Source organism: Ruegeria sp. O11, from assembly GCF_056535285.1.
The window spans coordinates 126,838-153,605 of sequence record NZ_JBQERS010000003.1 but is presented as its reverse complement, the minus strand read 5'-3'; the positions used below and the strand labels follow the sequence as shown (position 1 = coordinate 153,605).

The 26,768-nt window shown below is 55.2% G+C and carries 26 protein-coding genes and 1 pseudogene; 20 read left to right on the top strand and 7 right to left on the bottom strand.

What is annotated here, in order from left to right; translation table 11 throughout:
• Positions 1-42 precede the first annotated feature (42 nt).
• Positions 43-681, top strand: a complete 639-nt coding sequence (locus ACRZ91_RS09045) for a TetR family transcriptional regulator C-terminal domain-containing protein (protein WP_480904455.1) — start codon at positions 43-45, stop codon at positions 679-681.
• 27 nt (positions 682-708) lie between these two features.
• Entirely contained in the window at positions 709-2,061 is a 1,353-nt protein-coding gene (locus ACRZ91_RS09040) for an MATE family efflux transporter (protein WP_480904452.1), read from the top strand.
• Positions 2,062-2,082: 21 nt separating this feature from the next.
• Here ACRZ91_RS09040 and ACRZ91_RS09035 read toward each other — a convergent pair whose 3' ends face one another.
• Positions 2,083-3,375 (bottom strand): NAD(P)/FAD-dependent oxidoreductase, encoded by a 1,293-nt coding sequence (locus ACRZ91_RS09035; RefSeq protein WP_480904450.1) that lies wholly within the window; start codon positions 3,373-3,375, stop codon positions 2,083-2,085.
• 77 nt (positions 3,376-3,452) lie between these two features.
• Between ACRZ91_RS09035 and ACRZ91_RS09030 the strand changes: the two genes are divergently transcribed.
• The 6 genes from ACRZ91_RS09030 to ACRZ91_RS09005 all read left to right on the top strand — a co-directional run bounded on the left by ACRZ91_RS09030 (position 3,453) and on the right by ACRZ91_RS09005 (position 8,287).
• A complete protein-coding gene (locus tag ACRZ91_RS09030; protein ID WP_480904447.1) occupies positions 3,453-3,782 on the top strand; it encodes a DUF6614 family protein in 330 nt (109 codons plus the stop codon).
• 172 nt (positions 3,783-3,954) lie between these two features.
• Positions 3,955-4,623: a TetR/AcrR family transcriptional regulator gene (locus tag ACRZ91_RS09025; protein WP_480904444.1), complete on the top strand. Its 669-nt coding sequence runs from the start codon at positions 3,955-3,957 to the stop codon at positions 4,621-4,623.
• Between the two features lie 75 nt (positions 4,624-4,698).
• Complete coding sequence (locus ACRZ91_RS09020; RefSeq protein ID WP_480904441.1) at positions 4,699-6,765, top strand: oxidoreductase; 2,067 nt, start codon at positions 4,699-4,701, stop codon at positions 6,763-6,765.
• 55 nt (positions 6,766-6,820) lie between these two features.
• A complete protein-coding gene (locus ACRZ91_RS09015) occupies positions 6,821-7,273 on the top strand; it encodes a GNAT family N-acetyltransferase (protein ID WP_170558215.1) in 453 nt (150 codons plus the stop codon).
• Positions 7,274-7,367: 94 nt separating this feature from the next.
• Positions 7,368-8,075 carry an IS6 family transposase gene (locus ACRZ91_RS09010; RefSeq protein ID WP_480904438.1) on the top strand — a complete coding sequence of 236 codons (708 nt, stop codon included), beginning with the start codon at positions 7,368-7,370 and terminating at the stop codon, positions 8,073-8,075.
• Positions 8,051-8,287, top strand: a complete 237-nt coding sequence (locus tag ACRZ91_RS09005; protein WP_480904435.1) for a fumarylacetoacetate hydrolase family protein — start codon at positions 8,051-8,053, stop codon at positions 8,285-8,287. The genes ACRZ91_RS09010 and ACRZ91_RS09005 overlap by 25 nt, the downstream gene beginning before the upstream one ends.
• A 145-nt stretch (positions 8,288-8,432) precedes the next feature.
• On the opposite strand, the gene ACRZ91_RS09000 is transcribed toward ACRZ91_RS09005, so the two are convergent.
• From ACRZ91_RS09000 to ACRZ91_RS08975, 6 genes are read right to left on the bottom strand one after another with little or no spacing between them, the layout of a single operon-like run.
• A complete protein-coding gene (locus ACRZ91_RS09000) occupies positions 8,433-9,569 on the bottom strand; it encodes a Gfo/Idh/MocA family protein (RefSeq protein ID WP_480904432.1) in 1,137 nt (378 codons plus the stop codon).
• A 9-nt stretch (positions 9,570-9,578) separates the two neighbouring features.
• Positions 9,579-10,322: a sugar phosphate isomerase/epimerase family protein gene (locus tag ACRZ91_RS08995; RefSeq protein WP_480904429.1), complete on the bottom strand. Its 744-nt coding sequence runs from the start codon at positions 10,320-10,322 to the stop codon at positions 9,579-9,581.
• A 25-nt stretch (positions 10,323-10,347) separates the two neighbouring features.
• The gene (locus ACRZ91_RS08990) at positions 10,348-11,436 is read right to left on the bottom strand and encodes an ABC transporter ATP-binding protein (RefSeq protein WP_480904425.1); all 1,089 of its coding nucleotides are present in this window, start codon (positions 11,434-11,436) and stop codon (positions 10,348-10,350) included.
• 4 nt (positions 11,437-11,440) lie between these two features.
• A complete protein-coding gene (locus tag ACRZ91_RS08985; RefSeq protein ID WP_170780559.1) occupies positions 11,441-12,358 on the bottom strand; it encodes a carbohydrate ABC transporter permease in 918 nt (305 codons plus the stop codon).
• Positions 12,351-13,274, bottom strand: a complete 924-nt coding sequence (locus ACRZ91_RS08980; protein WP_480904422.1) for a carbohydrate ABC transporter permease — start codon at positions 13,272-13,274, stop codon at positions 12,351-12,353. Before ACRZ91_RS08980 ends, ACRZ91_RS08985 begins: the two co-directional genes overlap by 8 nt.
• A gap of 58 nt (positions 13,275-13,332) precedes the next feature.
• Positions 13,333-14,562 (bottom strand): ABC transporter substrate-binding protein, encoded by a 1,230-nt coding sequence (locus ACRZ91_RS08975; RefSeq protein ID WP_480904419.1) that lies wholly within the window; start codon positions 14,560-14,562, stop codon positions 13,333-13,335.
• Positions 14,563-14,708: 146 nt separating this feature from the next.
• On the opposite strand from ACRZ91_RS08975, the gene ACRZ91_RS08970 reads away from it, so the two are divergent.
• The 12 genes and pseudogenes from ACRZ91_RS08970 (at position 14,709) to ACRZ91_RS08915 (ending at position 26,755) form a co-directional block, all read left to right on the top strand.
• The gene (locus tag ACRZ91_RS08970; protein ID WP_480904416.1) at positions 14,709-15,743 is read left to right on the top strand and encodes a LacI family transcriptional regulator; all 1,035 of its coding nucleotides are present in this window, start codon (positions 14,709-14,711) and stop codon (positions 15,741-15,743) included.
• A gap of 24 nt (positions 15,744-15,767) precedes the next feature.
• Positions 15,768-16,823 (top strand): sugar phosphate isomerase/epimerase family protein, encoded by a 1,056-nt coding sequence (locus ACRZ91_RS08965; RefSeq protein WP_480904413.1) that lies wholly within the window; start codon positions 15,768-15,770, stop codon positions 16,821-16,823.
• Positions 16,820-17,929, top strand: coding sequence for a Gfo/Idh/MocA family protein (locus ACRZ91_RS08960; protein ID WP_480904410.1), 1,110 nt, complete (start codon positions 16,820-16,822; stop codon positions 17,927-17,929). The genes ACRZ91_RS08965 and ACRZ91_RS08960 overlap by 4 nt, the downstream gene beginning before the upstream one ends.
• A gap of 1 nt (position 17,930) precedes the next feature.
• Positions 17,931-19,712, top strand: a complete 1,782-nt coding sequence (locus ACRZ91_RS08955; protein WP_480904407.1) for an IlvD/Edd family dehydratase — start codon at positions 17,931-17,933, stop codon at positions 19,710-19,712.
• A gap of 33 nt (positions 19,713-19,745) precedes the next feature.
• Positions 19,746-20,666 carry a sugar kinase gene (locus ACRZ91_RS08950; protein ID WP_480904404.1) on the top strand — a complete coding sequence of 307 codons (921 nt, stop codon included), beginning with the start codon at positions 19,746-19,748 and terminating at the stop codon, positions 20,664-20,666.
• A gap of 113 nt (positions 20,667-20,779) precedes the next feature.
• A pseudogene (locus ACRZ91_RS08945) lies at positions 20,780-21,487 on the top strand (IS6 family transposase).
• Between the two features lie 64 nt (positions 21,488-21,551).
• Positions 21,552-21,923 carry a cupin domain-containing protein gene (locus tag ACRZ91_RS08940; protein ID WP_480904401.1) on the top strand — a complete coding sequence of 124 codons (372 nt, stop codon included), beginning with the start codon at positions 21,552-21,554 and terminating at the stop codon, positions 21,921-21,923.
• 137 nt (positions 21,924-22,060) lie between these two features.
• On the top strand, positions 22,061-22,534 hold the full coding sequence (locus ACRZ91_RS08935; RefSeq protein ID WP_480423145.1) for a VOC family protein: 474 nt from the start codon (positions 22,061-22,063) through the stop codon (positions 22,532-22,534).
• Complete coding sequence (locus ACRZ91_RS08930) at positions 22,531-22,881, top strand: hypothetical protein (RefSeq protein ID WP_170543489.1); 351 nt, start codon at positions 22,531-22,533, stop codon at positions 22,879-22,881. The genes ACRZ91_RS08935 and ACRZ91_RS08930 overlap by 4 nt, the downstream gene beginning before the upstream one ends.
• Positions 22,878-23,015: a hypothetical protein gene (locus ACRZ91_RS08925; protein ID WP_010442677.1), complete on the top strand. Its 138-nt coding sequence runs from the start codon at positions 22,878-22,880 to the stop codon at positions 23,013-23,015. The genes ACRZ91_RS08930 and ACRZ91_RS08925 overlap by 4 nt, the downstream gene beginning before the upstream one ends.
• On the top strand, positions 23,012-23,980 hold the full coding sequence (locus ACRZ91_RS08920) for a carbon-nitrogen hydrolase family protein (RefSeq protein WP_480904398.1): 969 nt from the start codon (positions 23,012-23,014) through the stop codon (positions 23,978-23,980). The genes ACRZ91_RS08925 and ACRZ91_RS08920 overlap by 4 nt, the downstream gene beginning before the upstream one ends.
• A 42-nt stretch (positions 23,981-24,022) precedes the next feature.
• Entirely contained in the window at positions 24,023-26,755 is a 2,733-nt protein-coding gene (locus ACRZ91_RS08915; protein ID WP_480904394.1) for an aminotransferase class I/II-fold pyridoxal phosphate-dependent enzyme, read from the top strand.
• Positions 26,756-26,768 lie beyond the last annotated feature (13 nt).

The following is a 26,768-nucleotide window of genomic DNA, read 5'->3' as shown; positions in this document are numbered from 1 at the left end:
TTTGCGCGCTGTAGATGGCTGCAATCGTAGGAGGAGCGGCAATTGGTCGAAGTAGAGCGGAAACGTCCTCGCAAAGAGCGGAAGGAGAACGCAGATCGTCGTCGCCGGCAGCTGTTGGACGCAGCTTGCCGCTCAATATTGACCCATGGATTGGCAAAAACAACGCTTGCAACAGTCGCGTCTGAGGCAGAGCTTTCTCAGGGTGTTGCGGCGTTTTATTTCAAATCAAAGCTAGGTCTTCTGACCGAAACTTTGCGTGACCTGTACCAGCGTTACGAGGAGCACTGGACAGCTTCTTTAGAGCGAGCAGGGGACAAGCCCGCTGAAAAGATAAGGGCTTTGATAAAAGCTGACTTCCACCCTGATGCGTGTGGTCCGGATGTCTTACCCCTTTGGTATGCATTCTGGGGCGAGCTTCGATTTCAACTGCAGTATGATGAAGTTGCCGAGCATTTTGAGACACGTCGAAGAGAGACCTTGAGATTGATCTGGAAAGAATTGCTCTCAGCAGACGACGTTACTTCAGCAGATCAAATGGCTGAATGGATGGAGACATTAACGGATGGCTATTGGCAACGACTGCATCTCGCTCCGCAAGGCCTGAACCGAAAGCAGGCGGAGCAAGCTGCCTGGGGATGCCTTGTTCGTTTGGTCCCAGAATTACTTGGAGATACGGCTTAGTCAATTTCGACTGAAAGGCCCAGCAATATGACGCGAGTGCGGATATCGCAGCAGCCTCGGCCATCCTGGGGCGCGATCTTAAAAGAGGCACGTTACCTTGCGCGGCTTGCTCTCCCGATAGTCATTTCTCTTGCTGCTGCTGCTTTGATTGGTGTCGTTGACACAGTGATGGTGGCCCCATTGGGCACACTTCCTCTGGCAGCGGTCTCAGTCACGGCCTCGGTGCTGATAATTTTCTATTCAGCGCTCTATGGCTTTGTGTCCGCAATTGGTGTGCGCATGTCAGAGGCTTTTGGGAAAACAAGTGACCAAGGGTTGGCAGCAGCAAAAAGCGCCGGAATTCTTGTTTCTTTGGTCGTGGGGTCAGTTGGAGCTGTTTCAATGATCTGCCTAAAGCCTGTACTTTCTTGGATTGGGCAGCCGCCTGAAGTTGTCAGTCTAATAGGCGGGTACTGGATCGCGATGAGCCTTCTTTTGGTGCCCTTTACGATTTTGTATACTCTGAAGGCTCTTTTTGACGCCATGAACCGTCCCTGGATTGGGGTTGGTCTTGCGTTTCTTGCGGTCGGTTTCAACATCCCTTCGAACTATGTTTTGATCCACGGAGTTGGTGGCTGGCCAGGTCTGGGTCTTGTTGGCGCCGGGATTGCAAGTCTGTTGTCTCAGATAGTGCCGTTGATAATGGCGCTCGTGATCATACGAGTATGCAAAAGAAAGAGAGGCCTTCTGAGGGCCGCGAGTTTCGACAGGTCCGAGGTCAAAGCGCAGCTCAAAGAAGGATTCATTATCTCCGTTGGCTATTTGGGGGAGGGGGCCGCTTACGCAGTTGCTGGCCTTATGCTTGGTTGGTTCAGCGCCGCCGCGCTCGCCGCCCATCAAATCGTTTCGGCGGTCAGCGACGTCATTTACATGGTGCCATTAGGCGTTTCGATTGCGATTTCTATACGCGTAGCTCAAGCAATTGGAGCCGATGAAAGAGAAAGGTTGAAGCCGATCGTTTTAGCGTCGCTGTTGGTCGTCGTTGGTTGGATGACCGTGGTCGTCACTGGTATTTTGCTTGGCCGTGCCCCTTTGACAAATAGCCTGTCAGATGACCCAGAGGTCGTTTCTCTCGCGATATCGATGTTCCTTGTGATTGTAGCAATGCAGATTGCAGATGGTGTGCAAGGGACAATGCTAGGCGCATTTCGGGGCACGATGGACAATCATGTTCCTGTCGCCATTACCCTGATTGCCTATTGGGTCTTTGCTTTGCCGCTTGGATATGTGCTGGGCTTTTGGCTTGGGTTCGGTCCCAACGGAGTTTGGATCGGATACGGCTCAGGTCTCTCATTGGCCGCTATCGCGTTGACCTATCGCTTCTTTTCCCAAAACGGCTAGGCGGCGCTGTTTGCTGGCCTTCTAAAGGCCCAACTTGTCTAAGAGTTTCAAGCGCAGGATTTCTGCTTCGACCAGAGTTTCTTTCGCAAAGGAGAAAGGCAGTGGTCTGAGGAGGGTGACAGGAAATTCCAGCTCGTCTGATTTGGTTCCAGTCGCCCATTTAGCGAGGACGCGCCCCATTGCCGTAGCTATAGCAACGCCGCGCCCATTATATCCCAATCCTGTCATAACCCCCGGTGTGAGCTCATGCAGATGTGGATAGTGATCTTTGGTCAAAGCAACAAAGCCGCCCCACTCGTATTCCCACTGAACTCCAGATAATTGGGGGAAAAGTTCAACAGAAATGCGTTTCAACCGCTCAATTTGTTTGAGAGTGGAATCGTCGTTGTAGGTGCCGCGACCTCCCATCAGAAAGCGACCGTCGGCATCTTGCCTGAAATAGAGAAGTAGGCGTCGTGCGTCTGACAAAGCGTTGCCTTCTGGCAGAATTGTCTGGCGGACGTTGTCGGACAGGGGCGCCGTAGCGACCTGAACCGAGCGCACGGGCAAAACGGATTTAGCCAAGCGCGGATGAAGATCTCCAGAATAGGCGTTCGTACAGATCAGCACTTTTTCGGAGATGACCGCTCCTTTGGGAGTTTCAATCCGAAAGCGACCTGCCTCTGACAAAATCTGCTTGGCAGGCGTTCCACCGAAAATTTGCACGCCATTGCGGCGACCTGCTTCGGCCAGCCCAAGTGCATAGTTTAACGGGTGCAATACTCCGCCGCGGCGATCCAGAACGCCGCCAAGGTAAGCTTCGGTCCCGGTCAGTCGCTGCATTTCGCTTTGATCAAGCCGCATCATGCCGCCGCCGTGGTTGTCCCAATCCTCGGCTAGTTTGTGCAGTTCTCTGAGTGTTTTTTGAGTATGCGCCGCGCGCAGCCAGCCAGGACGATTTGCGTCGCACTCAATCCCGTGCCGAGTTATTAAGTCAAACACAAGATCGGCGGCGTCACCGGCCATTCGGATCATTCTGGTTCCCCAGATGTCACCAAATTTGGTTTTGATGCCCGTCGGCCCGTCCTTTAGGCCTACATTAATTTGACCGCCATTACGTCCAGAAGCTCCCCAGCCCGGATGATGCGCATCGATGACAACAGCTTTGACGCCTTTCTCGGCCAGGTTAAGTGCTGCCGAAAGCCCGGTAAACCCGGCGCCAATCACGGTCACGTCAGAGTGCTGTTCGCCAACCAATTGTGGACATTCTGACGAATAGCCTGCTGTTGCTGACCACAGGCTATTTGCAATGACTGGGTTTTCGTTTCGGATCATTTAGTGGCCTCGCGCTTGCCTTGTGGGGGGAACTACGTAGGTTTGGCTCGTGATACTTGCCGGATAGTATGTGACGAATGCCCAGACTTTTGAACCAATTCGAATTGAAACCACACGTCGAGCTCGACGCGTTTGAGCAGGCGTGGTACGCGTTTGTCGAACACTTGATCAAGACGGACCTTGCCGCCGAAAGTACGCCTTTGTGCAGGCGCATCCCCGCAAGTGGTTACGATACCGACGAGCTGCGCAACCATACGCTTATGGCTGTTATAGAGTTCAAGGATCAATCGCAGGCAGACGCGGCTTGGGCCGCCATTGAAGGCCGCGTTGAGCCTTTGGGGGCTTTGCATCGTAGAGTTATTTCTTTGGTGCACGATCCGGTTTTCACTTTTTGGTCGGAACTCTAGATCTACGATTGCGTACGTCCGGATGTTTTCACATCATTTTCTCTTTTCCATTGAATGATTGTTCAATCAATGGCATCTATGCATAGATGTCAGTTGTCCACACGCTGAGTGAGAACGGCTGTTGGGGGCAGGCAAGACCGATGAAGTGCTTTAGTAGATGGGATGCATTCGGGTGAGACAATCGCCAATCGAAAAGACAAACCCTGAGGGACGGCGGCGTACCGAGTCCAAGGAAGTGAGGCGTCAACAACTGATCGATGCGACAATCGACTCGATTGCCGAATACGGAATTGGTGGAACGACCATGTCCACAGTGACCGAGATTGCCGGTTTGTCACTTGGCATCGTCAACTTTCACTTCAAAAGTAAGCAGAACTTGCTGGAAGAAACGTTGCTGTTTCTAGCAAAGGAACACCACGAACAGTGGTTGGAAGCCTTTGACGATGCAGGATTGTCAGCGCCTGAAAAATTGTTGGCGATCATCGATGCGCACTTTCACCCTCAGATTTGCACGCCAAAAAAGCTAGCTGTTTGGTTTGCGTTTTTTGGAGAGGCAGGACGGCGCGAAGTCTATCGCAGTCTGATCAATGACATCGATCAGGAGCGGTACGACGTAGCACTGAGACTGTGTTCAGAGATTGCTGAAGACGGTGGGTATGAAGACATGCCGCCAAGGCAAGTCGCCAATATTTTGGAAGCTCTTTACGACGGAATCTGGTTGGAACTTTTGACCTATCCCGAGAATTTTCGGCGTTCTGTCGCCCGGGATCACATCGCCGCCTTTCTTGCCAAGGTCTACCCGGATCACTTTCAAATACCCGCGTTCAACAACGGTGATTGAAGCAGAATGGCTCTCAGACCGGAAATTCCAGACAAGATCAGCCGGCGCATGGCGCAGCTAAATAAGGACAAATAAATGGACAGGGACTCTCGCTACGACATCCTTTTCGAACCAGTCCAAATCGGGCCAGTTACTGCGCCAAACCGGTTTTATCAGGTGCCACACTGTACAGGTATGGGTTGGCAATACCCACGTACGCTTGCTGCTATGCGTAAAGTGAAGGCGCAAGGAGGGTGGGGCGTCATATGCACGGAATACAACTCGATCCACCCATCATCCGACGACCTTCCGCATCCCTACGCGTCGCTTTGGGATGACAGTGATGTTCGGGCGCACGCACTGATGACGGACGCGGTGCACGAATACGGCAGCCTTGCAGGTGCTGAACTATGGTACGGAGGCGCCAACTCGAACAACTTGTTCTCCCGGTTGCCGGGCATGGATGTGGACAGCCGGCCAAACACAAAAGGGCATCCATTTCAGACCCGCGCCATGGACAAGCAGGACATCCGGGATCTACGCCGTTGGCATCGAAAGGCCGCTTTGAGGGCAAGAGACGCTGGATTTGACGTTGTCTATGTTTATGCAACGCATGGATACCTGATCTCGAATTTTTTGCATCCGCGCGTGAACACGCGCGGTGACGAATATGGTGGCAACTTAGAAAATAGGGTGCGTCTCACACGAGAATTGATTCAGGAAACCAAGGACGCCGTTGGCGACCGGTGCGCAGTGGCCGTTCGGTTCTCGGCTGACGAAGAGATCGGCGAGGATGGCCAGCCAATCTATGGTGAACGACGAGAGATGTTTGAGATGCTCTCTGACCTGCCGGATTTGTGGGATATCAACATCGCAGATTATTCGGTTGAGATGGGTGTCTCCCGTTTTACCAAAGAAGCAGCTCTTGAACCCTACATGCATTGGGTCAAGTCGGTAACGGATAAGCCTGTCGTGACCGTTGGTCGCTTCACGTCACCGGATACCATGGTCTCGCAAGTCAGGCGGGGCGTAACCGATTTCATCGGGGCAGCGCGCCCGTCGATTGCTGATCCATACCTTCCAAAGAAGATTGAGGAAGGACGCTTGTCCGCGATCCGCGAGTGTATCGGATGCAATGTTTGTTACGCCAGTGACTCGATAGGGGTACCTATTCGATGCACTCAGAATCCAACAATGGGAGAGGAGTGGCGCAAAGGCTGGCACCCTGAAATCATTCGTAAGAAATCCTCAGATGCGCGCGTCTTGATTGTCGGGGCAGGCGCTGCCGGACTGGAAGCGGCACGGGCACTTGGCGTGCGTGGGTATGATGTCCAATTGGCGGAAGCTAATCGTGAGTTGGGTGGCAGGGTCTCGCGCGAAGCGGCTCTGCCTGGAATGAGCGAGTACATTCGCGTCAAAGATTATCGCGAGCAGCAATTGATGGAGATGCCCAACGTTGAAATCTACCGTGAAAGCCCGCTGACAGTTGACGATATCTTGGCCGTCGATGCTGACCACGTTGCGATTGCAACCGGCGCGACTTGGCGAAAGGAGTATTTTGACGAAGTACGTTTCGCCCCGGTCGCAAAAGGGTCTGCCTTAGGTCGGGTCTTTACTCCCGATGACATCATGGATGGGAAAATTCCCGATGGACCAACGCTCGTTTTTGATGGTGATGGCTACTACATGGCTAGTGTTATTGCTGAAAAAATCAGAGCGCATGGACATGCCGTCACGCTGGTCACACCGTCTGACAGTGTTTCTGACTGGGCAGGAAATACGTCCGAACGTTGGCGCATCCGAACGCATTTGCTTCGCTTAGGGGTCGAGATCCTGCCGTCAAAGTCGCTTCAACAATTTGATGGCGAAATCGCAGAGTTGGAGTGCGTCTATTGCGGTCCAAATGTGAAAGTTCCGGTTGGCAACATAGTGATGGTTACTGCTCGGAAGCCAAATGATGGTCTCTACAGGGGATTGCTGGGGCGGGTGAGTTCCGAGGATTTGTCGTTCAGCCTGCGTCGCATAGGAGATTGCGACGCTCCGGCGATTATTGCAGCAGCGGTTTATTCAGGTCATCGATACGCTCAGGAATTGGACGAAGCAGTGGATGAGGACATTCCACTTAGACATGATCGTCTGGATGTCGAGCAGCAGCCGATTTGACTGCGCTGGGCGATCCCGTTTGTACGCACTCAAGGGAATGCAGGAGAAATCACCAATGCCGGAAGGCTTAATTATCCGTCCTCTTGAATTGAAAGACAACGAAGATTGGCGCCGCTTATGGACGGCATATTTGGATTTCTACGAGACCTCTGTTTCAGAAGAAGTCTACGAGGTTTCGTTCAAGAGATTGCTGTCAACGGATGTAGGTGAATACAATTGCCTCATCGCCGAGTTAGAAGGGAAACCGGTCGGATTGGCGCACTACCTTTACCATAGGTCCATGTGGTCGGTGGAGGATACGTGTTATCTTATGGATCTTTTCGCTGATCCGAAGGTTAGGGGAAAAGGTGTTGGACGAGCTCTGATCGAATCTGTTTTTCAGATCGCTAAGCAGCACGGTGTTCCAACCACCTACTGGACAACTCAAGAATTTAACTATCCCGGTCGAGTTCTGTACGACAAAGTCGCTAAAAGAACGCCATTTATAGTTTATGAAAAAGATGAATAACTGGTAGCGACTTGCCAGAAAAACTTATCTTAGCGCTGGTCTTGTCAGAAGAAGTTGTCTTGAGGCAGGAAGGACGGTCGCATAGTTTTTGTCTATGACCAAACCTGCCTCTTTCAAGTACTTTAAAACCAGTCCCGAGATCATCCGTCTTGCGGTGATGCTGTATATCCGTTTCCCGCTCTCGCTTCGGAATGTCGAAGATCTGTTGCACGAGCGAGGCATCGACGTGAGCCACGAAACCGTCCGATATTGGTGGAACAGGTTTGGTCCAATGTTTGCGGCTGAGATCCGACGGAAGCGTGTTCAGCACCTGCGCGCCTTCTCCAAATGGAAGTGGCACGTTGACGAGGTTTTCGTGAAAGTGAATGGCAAGCGGCATTATCTTTGGCGGGCTGTTGATCACGAAGGTGAGGTGTTAGAAGCCGTTGTCACCAAACGCCGAAACAAAGCTGCAGCACTGAAATTCCTCAAGAAATTGATGAAGCGACACGGTTGCGCCGAAGAGATCGTCACAGATCGCTTCGCTTCCTACACGCCAGCGCTCAGAGAAATGGGCGCACTCGATAAACAACAGACGGGCAGGTGGCTCAACAACCGCGTGGAGAATTCGCACCTGCCGTTTCGACGACGCGAACGCGCGATGCAGCGTTTCAGGCGCATGCGAAGTCTACAGAAATTCGCCTCAGTCCATACCTCTGTCTACAACCACTTCAACCAGGAAAGATCGCTAGCCAGTCGAGACACCTTCAAGCTGACCCGCGCCGCCGCTCTTAGCGAGTGGCGTCAACTTTGTTCCGGATAGGTTCGCGGTTTTCGCAGCAAACTGAGACTGGTTCGAATTCGTCTGACAGCACCGATGACGTCATCCTCTCAGGAACACCTTCTGGAGTTAGTCCGGTCAATCGCGGGGATGTCATGGTCGTTGCAATCGACAAGCTGGGCAGTCTGAACCTCCGCGTAACTGAGCAACTACCTTCCTCTGCGAAAGTAACTGATGCTTGTGTAAACGGATAACAGATGCCCCATTTAGTCGCTGAATTGATCGAGCACTACGCAGACTCGGGAAAGGCCATCGGCGCCCCTGACACGCATGATCTCTTCTAGATCACGGACATGTCATACCGAACATAGAACAAGACCGCGAACAGGATCGCGTCATCTATGGGACAAGCAATAAACGAGCGTCATTCTCGGTCAGAGGATCGGGCCTCGTGCATGTCGTCGAGGTTTCGACCCAGCGCCGACCTTCCCCGGCGTCCAGTATCGACGTCATGACATCAACGGTATGTACGGCCAGACCGATATTGCAGCGGTGGGGCCGCCCTTCAGAAATGGCTTGTACCATGTCTGCCAATCCAGCGGTGCGATAGTTTGCCTGCTGCGTGTCTTCGCCGTGGATTTCGTTCGGAACGCCAAATGGATGCTCTGAGCCAGGCAAAGGATGCAGGTCGCCAGCTTGATCGGAAACCATCGCGTCTCCGCCGAAGAAGTTTGGGTCGGGCACCTGCATCGTGCCCTCGGTGCCGTATAGCTCCATATTAGGATGCGTGTGAGCGCGGATGTCCCAACTGGCCCCCAAGGTTACGATTGCGCCATTCTCAAATTCAAGAAGCGCGTGGATATTGGTTGGCGTATTGACTGGGATCTCTTCGCCTTCGCGGGTGCCATTGCCGATTGTACGCGTGGGAAAACTTGCAGCAGTCATGGCGCAGACGGCCTTAACCGGACCGATCAGCTGGATCAAATTGGTGATGTAGTATGGGCCGAGATCAAGGATAGGCCCTGCGCCCGGTTGGAAGAAGAAGTCTGGGTTTGGGTGCCAATGCTCCATGCCACGTGACATCACGTGGCAGGTTCCGCCTATCACGCGGCCGATCTGGCCGTCATCGATGACCGCGCGTGCTTGCTGGTGCGCACCACCCAGAAACGTGTCCGGTGCCGAGCCCACGCGTAGCCCTTTGCTTTCGGCCAGATCCCGCAGGGCTTTGCCTTGATCCAATGTCAGGACCAGAGGTTTTTCTGAATAGGCGTGTTTTCCGGCCTCGAGAATACGCTTGGTCAGGTCGAAGTGGGCCTCGGGGATGGTCAGATTGACGACAACGTCAATATCGTTGGCGGACAGCAGGTCATCCACTGTCTCGGCGCGGATATTATACTCGTCGGCGCGGGACTGCGCCGCGCTCATATTGATGTCAGCGACCGCACGGACTTCCAGCCCTTTAAAAAGGGGCGCAAATTTTAGGTACGTAGTAGAGATGCTGCCGCATCCGATGATGCCGACGCCAAGAGTGCTCATGGAATATCCTCAAAGGGCTTGTACGGTTGCCAGCGAACGCGACGCAAAACGGTGGTGGTCGTTGGGGTTGTCGTGTTCAATGACATAACGAGAGACACCGGCGTCCTGCAGCGCGTCGTGGATCGCGGTCCAGTCCATGACCCCATAACCGACATCGGCCCAACCGTCTTCGTCAACGCAATCGCCTTGCGGCGCGAGGTCCTTGATATGCGCCGAATGTATCTGATCACTGTAGGTTCGGATGAGGTGTACCGGGTCCAGCCCGGCGCGCACGACCCAGCCGAGATCAAGCTCGAGCTTCAGATCGGGCGAGGCCCCGGCAATGATGTCCAGCGGTGTTACGCCACCACCCAGATCGACCAGTTCGAAATCGTGATTGTGCCAGCCGAAGATCAGCCCGGCTTTTTGCAGTGGTTTGCCGGCTGCTACCAGACGTTCGGCAAATACTTCCCAACCGGAGCGATCCGTCGGGCGGTCTTCGGCATCTAGAAAGGGTGCGAACACCGCTTCGGCTCCAACAGCCTGGGCGAGATCAATCGCAGCGCCCGGGTCGCGTTCAAGGTCGGCGAGGCCGTAGTGCAATGTGGGCATTCTCAGCCCCGCCGTTGCGAGGTCTTCCGTGAGCGAAGGTGCTTGGGCGAACAGGGCACCATATCCTTCGACCTCGTTAAATCCTGTTGCGTAAAGCATGGCGAGCGTGTCCGGCAGGGGCCAGTTTCGCGAACCGTAAAGCTGATATGAAATAGCAGGCATGATATGTCCTTTCATCTGACGCGGGTTACAGTCGCGTCTCGGTCGCGGCGTCAAACAGCGAAGCGCGTGAAGTATCGAAACCAATTCGCAGGCGATCGCCTTCGGCCACGCGGCTGAGCCCATCCATGCGGAACCGTAGATTGTGTGACCCAAGGGTGGAGTGAACCAGGGTATCCGAACCCAGTTTCTCGACGATCTGAACTTCGACCTCTGCCTGTGCTGCAGCAGTCTCAACCGCGTCGCCGGTCAGAACATGTTCGGGGCGAATACCGATGACAACGGGTCCGGCGTGGTGGTCTGTTCTTTTGAATTCGTAGCCGTCCAGCGGCAGCGACAGGTCGTGTCCGGCGAAATGGCCATTGTCGATGCGGCCTTCGATCATGTTCATTGCCGGGCTGCCGATGAAACCTGCGACATAGATGTTTTGTGGCCGGTTGTAGATTTCGTCCGGGCTGCCCAATTGCATGATTTTGCCCCCTTTCATGATGGCAATCCGGTCCGCAAGTGTCATTGCTTCGACCTGATCATGCGTCACATAGATCATGGTATTCTTGAGCTGCTGATGCAGGCGTTTGAGTTCAACCCGCAGATCGGTGCGCAGCTTGGCGTCAAGGTTCGAGAGCGGCTCGTCAAACAGGAATACATCGACATCACGTACCAGTGCCCGGCCGATGGCGACGCGCTGGCGCTGACCGCCGGACAATGCGCCCGGCTTGCGTTTGAGCAAAGGTTCGATCTGCAATATTTCGGCGGCCCGCGCCACGCGCTTGGCGATCTCATCTCTGGCAACGCGCGCGTTCTTGAGGCCGAAGGACAGGTTTCCTTCGACAGTCATTTGCGGGTACAGCGCATAAGACTGGAACACCATGCCGATGCCACGGTCTGAGGGCTCCTTCCAGGTTACGTTCTGACCTTTGATGAAAATCTGCCCGTCGGTCACGTCCAGCAGCCCGGCGATACAGTTCAGCAGGGTGGATTTGCCACACCCGGACGACCCCAGCAGCACCAGAAACTCGCCTTCATGGATGTCGATGTTCAGCTCTTGCAGAACTTTGACTTCGCCAAAGTGCAGGTCCAGATCGCGGACTTCGACGGAATGGGAATGGATGTTCATTGGGTCAACCTTTCACAGCGCCGGCGGCGATACCGCGCACAAAGAGTTTGCCGGAGACAAAGTAGATGACGAGAGGGACAAGGCCGGTCAGTAGCGTTGCAGCCATGTTGACGTTGTATTCCTTGATGCCCTGGACCGAGTTCACGATGTTGTTCAGCTGCACCGTCATCGGATAGGTTTCGGGCTTGGTGTAAATCACGCCGAACAGGAAGTCGTTCCAGATTCCGGTGACCTGCAGGATCATCGCGACCACGAAAATCGGGATCGACATGGGCAGCATAACCCGGAAATAGACGCCCCAAAACCCGGCACCGTCGACGCGGGCGGCCTTGAACAGCTCTTCCGGCAGCGAGGTGAAGTAGTTTCGGAACAGCAGGGTCAGAATCGGCATCCCAAACACGGTGTGTACAAGAACCAGTCCCCAGAGCGAACCCATCAACCCGATCTCCCGCAGGATGATCACGATGGGATAGAGCATGGTCTGATAGGGGATGAAGGCCCCGATGATCAGGATGGTAAAGAACACCTCGGACCCTTTGAACCGCCAGTTGGCAAGCGCGTAGCCGTTCACGCTGGCAATCGAAATGGACAGGATAAGCGATGGGATCAAGATCTTCACCGAATTTCCGAACCCCCGGCTCAGGCCATCGCAGTTGATGCCCGTGCAGGCCTCTGCCCAGGCCTTTACCCAAGGCTCAAAGGTGATTTCGACAGGTGGCGCAAAGATATTGCCCAGACGGATCTCCGGCATCCCCTTCAGCGAGGTGACGATCATCACGTAAAGCGGCAACAGGTAGTAGATCGAAACCAGCAGCAAAGTGCCATAGAGGAATATGTTGCGGCGCGAGAGACGCGATTTAGGCTTGCTTCCGCGCGGGCCTTCCAGAATCCGTCCAGCGGTTTGGGATGTCGCATCAACCACGTTTCTTTCCTCCGAATTCCAGATAAGCCCACGGGACCAGCACGATGATGACCGAGAGCAACATCATGGTTGAGGCAGCAAAGCCTTGCGCAAGGTTCTGCGCTTCGAACATGTAGTTGATGACGTATTTGGCCGGGACTTCGGACGCGATGCCCGGGCCGCCATTGGTCTGCGCGACCACAAGATCGTAAAGCTTGATGATACCGCTGGCGATGATGACCAAGGCGGTCACGAATACAGGGCGCATCATTGGGATGATCACGCGGACATAGGTTTTGGTGATGCCGATGCCATCGACTCGAGCGGCTTTCCAAATGTCTTCATCTATTCCGCGCAGACCGGCCAGCATGATGACCATTACAAAGCCGGTGCCCTGCCAGAGGCCCGCGATCAGGATGCCGAAGATAACGATGTCCGGATTGTTGAGGGGGTCGAAAGTAAAGCTCTCCCAGCCCATGTTGCGCACAACGCCCTGAATGCCGAAATCGGGGTTCAGGATCCATTGCCAGGCCAGACCGGTGACGATGAAGGACAGGGCGAAAGGATATAGAAAGATGGTGCGAAACGCGCCCTCGAACCGGATCTTGCGATCCAGAAGGGCCGCGAGGGAAAAACCCAAGACCATGGTCAGAACCAGCGAACACACACCGTAGATCAACAGGTTTTCGACCGAAATGATCCAGCGATTGCTGTTCCAAAGCCGTTCATATTGGTCCAGTCCAACAAAGTCCCACTTTGGCAGCAGGCGAGACTTGGTGAAGGAATGTGCGACTGTCCACGCCGTGCCGCCAACGAACACCACCAGCGCCGTGAGGATCATCGGGATCGAGGCGAATTTGGCGCTCAGGTTGCGAAATAGTTGTTTTGGACGGCGTACCGGGTTGTCGGATACGCGTGCGGTATCTGCAAGTGTCATAGGAAACCCCGTGAAGGGTCGGGGCGCGGGGGGAGAGGCGCGCCCCGACATGTCGGGCTCAGTCGGCAGACGCGATAATCGACGCGTACCGGGCCTGTGCATCTTCGGCGGTCATGTCCGAAGCCCAGAACTCGGCCATCAGATCCTTGATCTGAGTTTGAGTGTCAGCGGACAGAGTTTGGTCCGCATTGGGCAACACGCCGCCCGCTGCGAGGATCGCAAGGCCCTTCTGCATACAGTCATTTGCCGTCGACAGATCAATGTCACCCCGGACGGGCAGCGAACCTTTTGCCAGATTAAAGGCGACCTGCGCCTCTTTCGAGATCAGGATCGAGGCCATCTCAAGCTGTGCGGCCTTGACATCAGGGTCGTCGACGACGGGGAAATAGAACGCGTCTCCACCGGTGTCGATGACCTGGTTTAAGCCCAGACCTGGCAGGCAGGTGTAGTCTTCGCCTGCCACTTGACCAGCTACGGCAAACTCACCCTGAGCCCAGTCGCCCATGATCTGTCCACCCGCTTTGCCGGTGATCACCATGTTGGTAGCAAGATTCCAGTCCTGCACGTTGCTGTTGCGCGCCAGTTCGCGGGCATCAGCCGAAGCCTGGAACACTTTGGCATATTCCGGTCCGCCGGCTACGTCGGCATCCTTTTCGACGACAACTTTGCTCCAGGTGTCCATCCCGACCACACTGATTGACAATGCGCCGAACGCGATCGCCTGCTGCCAGCCTTGCTGACCCTGTGCCATCGGCACCAATCCGGCTTCTTCCAGCTTGGGTGCGGCAGCGACGAATTCGAACCAGTCCTTTGGTACCTCAATACCGGCCTTTTCAAACGCGTCGTGGCTGAGCCACAGCCATTGGGTCGAGTGAATGTTTACCGGAACGCAGTAAATACGCCCTTCGTAGGTGCAGCCCTCTAGAAGGGATGAGGGGTATACAAAGTCTTTCCAACCTTCGGCCTCGGCCAAGTCAGTGAGGTCCGTCATCAGGCCCGCTTCGATCAGCTCTTCCGCCTGACGACCATGGTTCAGCTGCGTCGCCGCCATTGGGTCACCACCAAGGATGCGACTGATGATGATGGGGCGCGCCGTACCACCGGATCCGGCGATCGCGCCGTCCACCCAGTTATGCGCCGTCTTTTCGTTTACGGCCTTGGCGAATTCCGAAACTGCAACCGCTTCACCTCCGGATGTCCACCAATGTGTCACCTCAAGATCGGCAGCACTCAACGCGCTAGCGCTAACAATTGCTGCAGTGGTTGCCAGTGCGGCTTTGATCTTCATAGCATTTTCCTCCCAACTAAATCGTTGTAGATTTTTCTATAACGTTTTAGATTGTGCTTGCAACAGTTTTCTTGCTGGATAAATTTAGCGCCATCAGATACCGCCCTGCAGTTCTGATCGGCCTCAGTAAAGCGAAGGTAAAAACGATGAAAAATAAAAGCCCTGCGCCCAGATCAGGCTCTCGGAAGCCGACCCTCAAGACCATTTCGGAAGCGAGTGGAATGGCTGTTCCCACCGTTTCGCGCGCATTGGCGGATGCGCCTGATATTAGCGAATCAACCAAGAAAAAGATTCGGCAGATCGCCAAAGAACTCGGTTATGTCCCCAACCGCGCTGGCGTTGGTCTGAGGACCGGACGCACCAATGTGATCTCACTGGTGATGTCAACCGAACGCGAAATGATGAATGTCACGGCGCGCCTGTTATCGTCGATCGGGGTTTCCCTTCGCGAGACCCCTTACCATCTGAACGTGATTCCGATCCTGCCTGATGATGATCCAATGGAGTCGGTGCGTTACATCGTCGAAAATCAGACTGCAGATGGCATCATCTTCAACCAGGTCCGGACCGAGGACCCGCGCGCCAGATACCTTATGGACCGCAAGTTTCCCTTTGCCACCCATGGTCGTACCAAATGGGCCGGACAGCATGCCTATTACGATTTCGACAATTTCACATATGCACGGCTGGGGGTTGATGAACTTGTTCGCAAGGGACGTCGGAATCTTGTGTTGGTCGCCCCTCCGCTTGACCAGAACTATGCATTGGAAATGGTGAACGGGGCAAAGGCGGCTGCTGAAAAACAGGGTGTGAATCTGCATGTTGCACAACAGGTGCACAGCGATGCCACCACATTCGAAACCCGTGAATGGGCGACGCGAAAGATGGCTGCAGACCCCAAGATAGACGGGTTCATATGCGCCTCAACCAACGCGACCATGGCGGTTGTGGCTGGAATGGAAAGCCTGGATTTCCGGGTTGGGCGCGATTTCGACATCGTGTCGAAAGAGGCCATTCCAATGCTGCAATTTGTGCGCCCCGAGATCATTGTGGTGCACGAGAACGTGGATACGACCGGAGCATTTCTTGCCAAGGCCACAATTCAGGCGATCCAGAACCCCGATATTTCACCCATGCAATGTCTGGAAGTGCCCGACCGTAGCGCCCTTCACAGCCTTTAACGTCCGAACATCAAGGAGACCGAATTGAGCACTCAGATCAAAGGGCCAGCTCTGTTTCTGGCACAATTCGCGGCGGATGACGCGCCGTTCAACTCACTTGCTGAAATCGCAGCCTGGGCCGCCGGGCTTGGGTACAAAGGGATTCAGATACCGACCTTTGACGCGCGTCTGTTTGATTTGGACAAGGCCGCTGACAGCCAGACCTATTGCGATGAGGTCAAGGGCATCTGCGCGGATGCAGGGGTCGAGATCACCGAACTGTCGACCCATCTGCAAGGCCAATTGGTTGCGGTAAACCCGGCCTATGACGCAGCATTTGATGCCTTTGCGCCGGAAGACTGCCGCGGTAACCCGACCAGGCGTCAGGCATGGGCTGTGGATCAAATGATGAAAGCCGCGATTGCCAGCAAACGGCTGGGCCTCAAGCACACGGTCAGTTTCACCGGCTCTCTGGCGTTCCCGTTTCTTTACCCGTGGCCACAGCGGCCCGACGGGCTGATCGAAGAAGCCTTTGCCGAGCTCGGCCGCCGGTGGACTCCTATCTTGAACCACTATGCCGATCACGGGCAGGATATCGGGTTTGAAATCCATCCTGGTGAGGATGTGTTTGACGGTGCGACATTCGAGATGTTTGTCGATGCCTGCGGTGGGCACGAAGCCGCGATGATCAATTACGATCCCAGCCATTTCCTGTTGCAGCAGCTGGATTATCTGGCGTTCATCGATCTCTACCATGACCGTATCAATGCGTTTCATGTCAAAGACGCCGAATTTAATCCGGACGGGCGGCAAGGCGTGTATTCCGGCTATCAGGGATGGATGAACCGCGCGGGCCGGTTCCGGTCGCTTGGCGATGGCCAGGTGGATTTTGCCGGGATCTTTTCGAAACTGACCCAATACGGCTTTGACAGCTGGGCGGTTCTGGAATGGGAATGCTGCATCAAATCCCCCGAACAAGGCGCGGCCGAAGGCGCGCCATTCATTGAAAAACACCTGATCGAGGTCACGCAGAAAGCCTTTGACGACTTTGCCGGTGGTGAGCGGGATGAGGTAATGATCAAGGGAATGTTGGGGCTATGACACGTTTGAAACTGGGCATGGTTGGTGGCGGGCAAGGGGCCTTTATCGGCGCCGTGCACCGGATTGCGTCCCGTATCGACGGGCGATTTGAACTGGTTGCCGGGGCGCTGTCCTCGGATCCAGATCGGGCGGCGGCCAGTGCAGCGGAACTTGGAATCGCGCCGGACCGGTCATATGCCTCTTACGAGGATATGGCAAAGGCCGAGGCTGTGCGCCCAGATGGTATTGACGCGGTTGCCATCGTGACCCCCAACCACATGCATACTGGTCCCAGCGCAGCGTTCCTGAATGCAGGTATCCACGTGATTTGCGACAAACCTCTTGCTGCCAGCAGCGAGGAAGCTGATGCGATCAAGGCTGCCGTCGAAACCAGCAAGGCCCGGTTCTTTCTGACCCACAACTACACGGGTTACCCGCTGATACGGCAGGCCCGCGCCCTGATTGCGCGCGGTGATCTGGGACAAATCAGGTTGGTACAGGCGGAATATGCGCAAGACTGGTTGACCGAACCGCTGGAACAGGACGGACACAAGCAGGCCGGTTGGCGCACCGATCCAACGAAGTCCGGCGCCGGTGCTATCGGCGACATTGGTACCCATGCGTTCAATCTGGCCAATTTTGTTACCAGACAAAAGGTTCAGGCGCTGTCTGCGGATCTGCAAAGCTTTGGCGCTGGCCGAAAGGTGGACGACAACGCACATATCCTGCTGCGATACGAAGGCGGCGCACGGGGAATGCTTTGGGCCAGTCAGGTGGCGGTGGGCTGCGAAAACGGTCTGCGCCTGCGCATTTATGGCGACAAAGGTGGGCTCGAATGGGCACAGGAGAACCCCAACCACATGAGCTACACGCGCTTTGGCGAACCGAAACAGATCCTGACCCGGGGTGGGGCCGGAACGGGCCCGGATTGGACGCGCATCCCGCCAGGACATCCCGAAGGGTATTTGGAAGGTTTTGCAACGCTCTACAATGACATCGCCGATGTGATTTCCTCGGGCACCGATAATGCGCTGATCCCGAATTTGCAGGACGGTCTGGACGGGATGTGGTTTATAGCGGCGGCCCAATCTTCGTCCGCCAAAGACGGCGCATGGGTGGGGCGGTGACATGACCAAGCTACGCTCGCGTGAGTGGTTCAACAATCCCGATGATCCTGAGATGACGGCTCTTTATCTGGAACGATACCTGAATTATGGGCTGACACTGGAAGAATTGAGGTCCGACAAACCGATCATCGCGATCGCCCAGACCGGCAGCGACATTTCGCCCTGCAACCGTCATCATCTTGAGCTCGCGCAGCGCACGCGCGAGGCCATTCGAACCGCTGGCGGTATTGCGCTGGAAGTCCCGGTGCATCCGATTCAGGAGACTGGAAAACGCCCAACCGCCATGCTGGACAGGAACTTGGCCTATCTGGGCCTAGTGGAAACACTGTTTGGCTATCCTATTGATGGGGTTGTACTAACCATTGGATGCGACAAGACAACGCCTGCGCTGTTAATGGCTGCGGCGACCGTGAACGTTCCTGCGATTGCGCTGTCAGTCGGGCCAATGCTGAATGGGTGGTACAAGGGTGAACGGGCCGGGTCGGGAAGTGTTATCTGGCAGGCGCGGCAACAACTGGCGGCTGGTGAAATCGACGCAGAAGAGTTTCTTGAGCTTGCCGCCTCATCCGCCCCTTCAGTTGGCTATTGCAATACAATGGGAACCGCATCCACCATGAACTCGCTCGCCGAGGTGCTGGGTATGCAACTTCCGGGTTCTGCCGCCATTCCCGCGCCGTATCGGGAACGTGGGCAAATGGCCTACTATACCGGTTTGCGCATTGTCGAAATGGTGCGAGAGGATTTGCGTCCGAGCAAGATCATGACCCGCGAAGCGTTCGAGAATGCCATTGTCATCAACTCTGCGCTGGGGGGATCGACCAACGCGCCGATTCACCTGAACGCAATTGCCCGCCATCTGGGTATCGAGTTGACCAATGATGATTGGGAAAGTCTGGGTCACGCCATTCCGCTGTTGGCAAATGTTCAGCCCTCAGGCCAGTATTTGGGTGAGGACTTTTTCCGCGCTGGTGGTGTGCCTGCTGTTGTCGCTGAGCTAATGCGCGCAGGATTGCTGCCGCATCCGGATGTGATCTGCGCCAACGGTAAGACGATCGCCCAAAACAACTCCGGGATTGAGGCTACAAACGCGGATGTCATTCGCTCGGTGGAAAATCCTCTTTCGCAGGATGCCGGATTTCTCAATCTGAAGGGCAATCTGTTTGACAGCGCCATTATGAAAACCTCGGTCATCGGTGATGCCTTTCGCCGGCGCTATCTTTGCAATCCAAACGATCCGAACGCGTTTGAAGGGCGCGCCATTGTATTTGACGGGCCAGAGGTATTTCACAAAACCATTGATGATCCGAAACTTGAAATCGATGAAAATTGCATTCTGGTGATGCGGGTTGCAGGGCCTATTGGATATCCGGGTGGTGCTGAAGTGGTAAACATGCGACCGCCGTCCTACCTCATCAAACAAGGCGTTCACGCCCTTCCCTGTATCGGAGATGGGCGGCAATCGGGAACATCCGGTTCCGCTTCAATCCTGAACGCTTCGCCCGAGGCAGCCGATGGCGGTGGTCTCGCAATATTGCAGACCGGAGATCGGGTGCGGGTAGATCTGAACAATCGGACGGTCAATGTATTGATCGCCGATGAAGAATTGGCTGACCGACGAAGGGCGCTGGAAAACGCGGGAGGCTTCAAGGCCCCAGCAAGCCAAACCCCATGGCAGCAAATGTTCCGAGACTCTGTTCAACCCTTTTCGGAAGGCATGGTGCTGAGGCAGGCACCTAAATTTCAGGACATCGAACGAAAGTTCGCCCTCAGACACAATCACTGATGCAAAGCAATGTTCCGGTAAGGAGTACGGCCAATGAAATCTTTGAAAGTCGCCTGCATCGGTGAAGTCATGATGGAACTGATTGCCACTACCATTCCCGGTACAGCCAGAATCGGAGTCGCGGGTGACGTGCTAAACACAGCGATCTATTTACGCCGCACCTTGCCTGCCAAACACAGTGTCAGTCTTGTCAGTCTGCTGGGAAGCGACCACTTCTCTGACGAAATCTCTCGATTTGTTCAGGCAGAGGGAATTGGCATCAACGATTTGGGAAGGATCGAAGGTCGATTGCCCGGTGTCTATGCTATCGCAACAGATCCATCCGGAGAGCGCAGTTTCCAATACTGGCGCCATCAATCCGCCGCGCGTCTGCTCTTTCAGCAGAATGAACGTCATCCATTTCAGTCCCTCGAAAAATATGACGTTGTCTACGCCTCGGCAATCACACTTGCGATTCTAGATGAGAATATCCGTCACGCCTTTCTAAATTGGTTGCCAACTTATCGCACAATGGGTCGAAAGTTTGTTTTCGACAGCAACTATCGCCCGTCATTGTGGCCATCAAAGAGCGTTGCTTTGACCGCGGTCGAAGCTGCTTGGCGACAATGTGACATTGCTTTGCCCTCGTTGGATGATGAGTTGACCCTGTTTGACGAGATTTCAGAACATCAGGTTGTCAAACGCTTCCAGACATATGGTATCGAAAATGGGGCTCTGAAACGTGGTCATCGAGGTCCGCTATGCTTGAAAGGCCCGCAACCAGTTAAGCAGTTCCAAGCGGTGGACAAAGTGGTCGACACAACTGCGGCGGGAGATGGTTTTAATGGTGGTTTTCTGGGCCGTTTTCTGCAGACCGGAGATACTAGCGTAGCCATGAAGTACGGGCATTCTCTCGCGTCGCAGATCGTGATGCATTCGGGGGCGATTATTCCAGAAGAATCTCAACCGGCTTGAGTTCTCGCCCAGAGGTCAAAAAGGCTGTGTGCCTGCAGAACATCAATTGACGGCAAGGTATTGTCAGAAGAACTTGGCTTGAGGCGGGCAGGGGTGTTGCGTAGCTTTTGCCCATAACCAATCTTGCCTCTTTTAAGTATTTCAGAACCAGCCCCGAGATCATCCGCCTTGCGGTGATGCTTTACATCCGTTTCCCAATCTCGCTTCGAAATGTCGAAGACTTGTTACACGAGCGAGGCATCGACGTGAGCCACGAAACTGTCCGGTATCGGTGGAACAGGTTTGGCCCAATGTTTGCTGTTGAGATCCGAAGAAAGCGTGTTCAGCAGCTGCGCGTATTCTCCAAACGGAAGTGGTAAGTGGATGAGGTTTTTGTGAAGGTGAATGGTAAGCGGCATTATCTTTGGCGGGCCTTGGATCATGAGGGCGAAGTGTTGGAAGCCGTTGTCACCAAACGCTGAAACAAAGCTGCAGCACTGAAATTCCTCAGGAAATTGATGAAGCGACACGGTAAAGCGGTAAACGTCGTCACGGACCGCTTCGCATCGTACCGGGCCGCTATCACAGAGCTTGGTGCTAACAAAAAACAACAGACGGGCAGGTGGCTCAAAAACCGCGTCGAGAACTCGCACCTGCCGTTTCGAAGACGCGAACGTGCGATGCAACGTTTCAGGCGTATGCGAAGTTTGCAGAAATTCGCCTCCGTCCATTCCTCCGTCTACAACCACTTCAACCAGGAAAGATCGCTAGCCGGCCGAGACACCTTCAAGCTGACCCGGGCCGTTGCTCTTAGCGAATGGCGTCAACTTTGTTCCGGATAGGTTCGCGGTTTCCGCGGCTAACTGAGACTGGTTCGAATTCGTCTGACAGCGCCGCCCGATCAGCATGTCGGACTTTTTCTCGTCCGAGATCGAAAGTGAGCAGACAGTGTTCTACGCTGCTGAAGAACTGACCAAGAACGGCAAGGGCGGGCTGTCGCTGTGGCAGGTGGGATCAAACCTGCATGCGCGCGCGATGATGATCTTGCAGGAGACCTATGATTTTGGCGCCGATACAGGGCGGGTGATGTATGGCCATGAGGTGGAAGAGGGCGGCGCCGTGATCTCGGGCCGGGTCGAGGTGACGGTGGGCGATCAACGCAAGGTTCTGGGGCCGGTCGATGCCCATTACTTCAACAGTCGCACGCCGCAACGGTTCCTGCAGGTCGACCCCGTAGTCTGCCGGATCATCAGCGCCTGCACACCGCCAACTTTCTGAGCATTTGGAGTGAAAAATAAGCACTATGCATCATAGTGTTGCAGGTCCCGCCGGAATGAGCCACAGTATGATGCATAGTGCGGGAATTTCCTGCATGTCACTTAGGGCGACCGTCGCCCAATTCGGAGAGGACCGGAATGATGAAGAAGCCTGCCACTATGCCCCGTGGCTATCGTACCTGCACCGCGTCGCTTGCCGTTGGTGACGTACCCGCAGCGCTGCAGTTCTACGAAAGCGCCTTTGGCGCGAAGGTCCAGGCCTGTGATGTGGAAGAGGCTCCGGGATTTGCCGTCATCAAGATCGGCAATTCGATGCTGTTTGTCACCGCCGGTTGGGGTGCGCATGGTCCCGCCGTTTCGGGCACGGTCACACCGGTTGGACATCACATGTATGTCGAAGACACTGACGCGACCCTCGCGACCGCGCTGGAAAATGGCGCCCGCCTGATTGCCGAGGCGACCGATACCTATTGGGGTGAACGCTGCTCTACAATCGCCGATCCCTTCGGCCATGTCTGGACGCTTGCGACCCGTATCGAAAACCTCAAACCGGCGGAGATCAGTGAACGGCGCAAGGCGCTGCTCGACGCCGTACAGACCGAGGCTGCATGAGCGTCGCACCGTTCCCAACATTCACTATCCGTCAAAACGATCTGGCGATTCTTGCGGCTGAAAACCGCATCGGAGATTACCCTGTCGCCGTGCGCACGGCGCGCGAGGTGGTCAGCGGCGGCTTTGCCAACCACTCGACGCATCCCAACACCTGGACGGTGTATTTTCTGGTCGATGGCCAATGGGCGTTGGTCGAATCCACCCGCGGTCTGCGGCGGGAATGGTCCAGCCTGGACCGCCTTGAAAAATGGCTGCGCAGTTGTGGCTTCCGTTTCTTCTGGGTCCGCAACGATATCGATTTTGTGGAAACTCTAACAGATGATGCAGCCGAGGAAGAGGCACAATGACGCCGGAATCTTCCAAAACAATTGGCCTGAGGACAGCAGGCTTGCGTGAATACACGATTTTGTGTTCCGATGAAGAGCGCCGGATCATAGCGGCGGTCGCAATCGGCGAGAAAATGAGAAGAAACGAAATATGACCCCCTTTGCGATAACCGGAATCCAGATGCATGTCGGCGCGCTGCAGTCGAACGTCGACGCTATGTTGCATCGGATCGACATCATGATGGCTCGGTTCCCCTGGACCCAGATGGCCTTGTTCAGCGAGCTGGCGCCTCACGGTCCGCTCGACCGGTTTGCCCAACCCTTTCCCAATGACGACCTGTCGCGCTTTCAGGACGCGGCGCGGCGTTACGGGATCTGGCTGGTCCCTGGCTCGATGTTCGAGAAACGCGAGGATGGGCGGATTTATAACACTTCCGTGGTGATCAACCCGGATGGTGAGATCGTTTCGAAATACTCCAAGATGTTCCCGTTCAAGCCTTATGAACAAAACATCGCCTCAGGCACAGAGTTCTGCATATTCGACGTGCCGGAAGTGGGCCGGTTTGGCCTGTCGATCTGCTATGATATCTGGTTTCCCGAAACAACACGGCACCTGACTTCTCAGGGGGTTGAGGTTCTTTTGCATCCGGTCCTGACCGGCACAACCGACCGCGAGGCCGAGCTATCGATTGCCAAGGCGACCGCCGCGCAGTTCCAATGCTATGTGTTCGATGTGAACGGGCTGGCCGCTGGGGGCGTTGGCCGCTCGTTGGTCGTCGACCCATCGGCCACTGTGCTGCACCAATCGGCAGGGCAAGAGGACATCTTCCCCATCGAGATCGATCTCGATCAGGTCCGTCGCCAACGTGAAGTTGGACTGAAAGGTCTGGGGCAGGTTCTCAAGAGTTTCCGTGACCGCGAGGCGGACTTCCCGGTTTATGACCGTACCAGCGGGGCGGATGCTTATCTGCATACGCTGGGCCCACTGCGTATTCCGCAGAAAGGCGACGTCGCGGGTGTCGCTGCATCCGACCCCAGAACGGCGCTGGGATATAACGAAGACGCCGCGACCAAGCCCGACAATCTGTATCTCTACAAAGGGCGCTCCGGCACAGACTGATACCAGCCCAACTTTTCGGTATCGGCAGAAAGGAAAAATTTCATGCACGGCATTTCCGATAGCGAAAAGCTCCACACTATCTCGGACTACTACAGCGCCTCACAGCTGAGAGCAGACCGATGGAGCGCGCTGCGGGAAACGGCCGAATCTCTGGATCAGAGTGCGAGCGACAAGGATCGAGACCGGGCACGGCAATTGTTGCAGGCGCTGGCCCCGATCGAGGTGTATTTCGCTTTTCCAGGCGGGTCGGCCTTCGACTATTTGCGCCGGTTGTTGGATCATGGCAACTTTGGCGATTTTTCAACCGCCGTGCGCCGGGTGTCGCGTGCGCTTACATCGGGGGCGTATCGTCGCCGCTCGATCCCCCTGATCGCGGATGAAACCGAAGGCGATGAGTTCGAGGACGAAGCGGCCCAAAGTCACGAGGCGCGCGCGCTGGGGCGGCCCTATTTCGAAGTGATGATCGTCGACAACGTCAACGAACATCAGGAACGCTTCCTGCAAACCAGCCTGCAACGGATGCGCCGCAGCGAAGATCCGTTCATCTATGAGACCGTAGTGGTACCCAGCGTCGAGGACGCGCTGATCGGAGTTCTGTTTAACCAGAATGTGCAGGCTGTGATCGTCCGCCCGGGCCTGAGCCTGAAATCCAAGAACGAAACCAATGTTTTGGGTCGCTATATCAGTCTCTATGGCGAGGGCGCCGATCTTGATGCGCTGTCACCCTCGGAATACGGTCCTGAAACCTGTCGCCGGATCGGCATGCTTCGTCCCGAGCTGGATGCCTATTTGATCACCGACCGCTCGGCGGAAGATATCGCCGGTCTTGATCTCGGCCTGTGCCGGCGGGTGTTCTACAATCAGGAAGACTTTCTGGAACTGCACCTGAACATCCTGCGGGGGGTGCAACGAAGGTACAAGACGCCGTTCTTCACAGCGCTCAAGGAATATTCCAAACAGCCCACAGGCGTGTTTCACGCAATGCCAATCAGCCGGGGTAAATCCATCAGCCGCAGTCATTGGATTCAGGACATGGGGGCGTTCTACGGATCGAACATCTTCATGGCTGAAACTTCTGCCACCTCGGGTGGGCTGGATTCGCTGCTGGAACCCAAGGGTCCGATAAAGGAGGCGCAAGAAGCCGCCGCTCGCGCCTTTGGCTCTAAACAGACCTTCTTTGCCACCAACGGAACATCGACCTGCAACAAGATCGTCGTGCAGGCGCTGGTCCGGCCCGGTGACATCGTGCTGGTCGACCGTGACTGCCATAAATCACACCATTACGGTATGGTGCTGGCGGGGGCGAGCGTGGTCTACATGGACAGCTATCCGCTGCACGATTACTCGATGTACGGTGCGGTACCGGTACGTGAAATCAAACATAAACTGCTGGCCCTGCGCGCTGAAGGCAAACTGGACCGGGTGCGCATGGTGCTGCTGACCAACTGCACCTTTGACGGCATCGTCTATAACGTCCAGCGGGTGATGCAGGAATGTCTGGCGATCAAGAAAGACCTTGTGTTCCTGTGGGATGAGGCATGGTTTGGTTACGCCCGCTTTGCGCCCAATACCCGCGTACGCACCGCGATGCGTTCGGCCAATATTCTGCGAGAAGAGTTCCGCACCACCGAACACGCCGAGGCCTATGCGGCACAGCAAAAGGAACTGGAGGGCAAGGGAGATGACGCGTGGCTCGATACGCGCCTGATCGCACCACCGGACGCACGGGTGCGGGTCTATGCCACGCAATCAACGCATAAAACGCTGACCGCGCTACGGCAGGGTTCGATGATCCACGTCAACGACCAGCAGTTCAAAGGTGCTGTCGAAGAAGCCTTTCATGAGGCTTATATGACCCACACCTCGACCTCGCCCAACTACCAGATCATTGCGTCGCTGGACGTGGGCCGCAGGCAGGTCGAGATCGAAGGGTATGAGTTCGTCCAGCGGCAGGTCGAAAGCGCCATGGCAATCCGCCGGGCGGTTACAACGCATCCATTGCTCAAGAAATACTTCCGGCTGGTCACCGCAGGCGACATGATCCCCGAGCAATATCGCGAAAGCGGAATGACCAGCTATTTCGACCCGGATCAGGGTTGGGCCGATGTCTGGGATTGCTGGGCCAAAGACGAATTCGTTCTTGATGCCACACGCATCACCCTGCATGTCGGCGCGACGGGCTGGGACGGCGATACGTTCAAGACGAAGATCTTGATGGATAAATACGGCATCCAGATCAACAAGACATCGCGTAATACCGTGCTGTTCATGACCAACATAGGCACCACGCGCAGTTCCGTCGCCTATCTGATCGAAGTGCTGGTCGAGATCGCCAAGGAACTGGACGATCTGATGGATGATGCGTCCAAGATGGAGAAACTGGCTTTCGACAAGCGCGTCAGGAACCTGAGCGAGCATGTCCCGCCGCTGCCCGATTTCAGCCGGTTCCACGATGCGTTCCGCTGTGAAAAAGGCACTGAGGCAGGCGACATCCGCACAGCGTTTTTCTTGTCTTATGACGAAGACAACTGCGACTATGTCGAGCCCGACAAAGACATGCTGGACCGGCTGGAGGCCGGGGAAGAAATGGTCTCAGCCACCTTCGTGATCCCTTATCCGCCGGGCTTTCCGATTCTGGTGCCGGGGCAGGTGATCAGCCCCGAAATCCTAAAATTCATGCAGGAACTGGACGTCTCGGAAATCCATGGATTCCGCGCCGATCTGGGCCTGCGCATATTTACCGAAGACGCTTTGAAAACAATTAAGAAATCATAAGGGACTGGGAGGA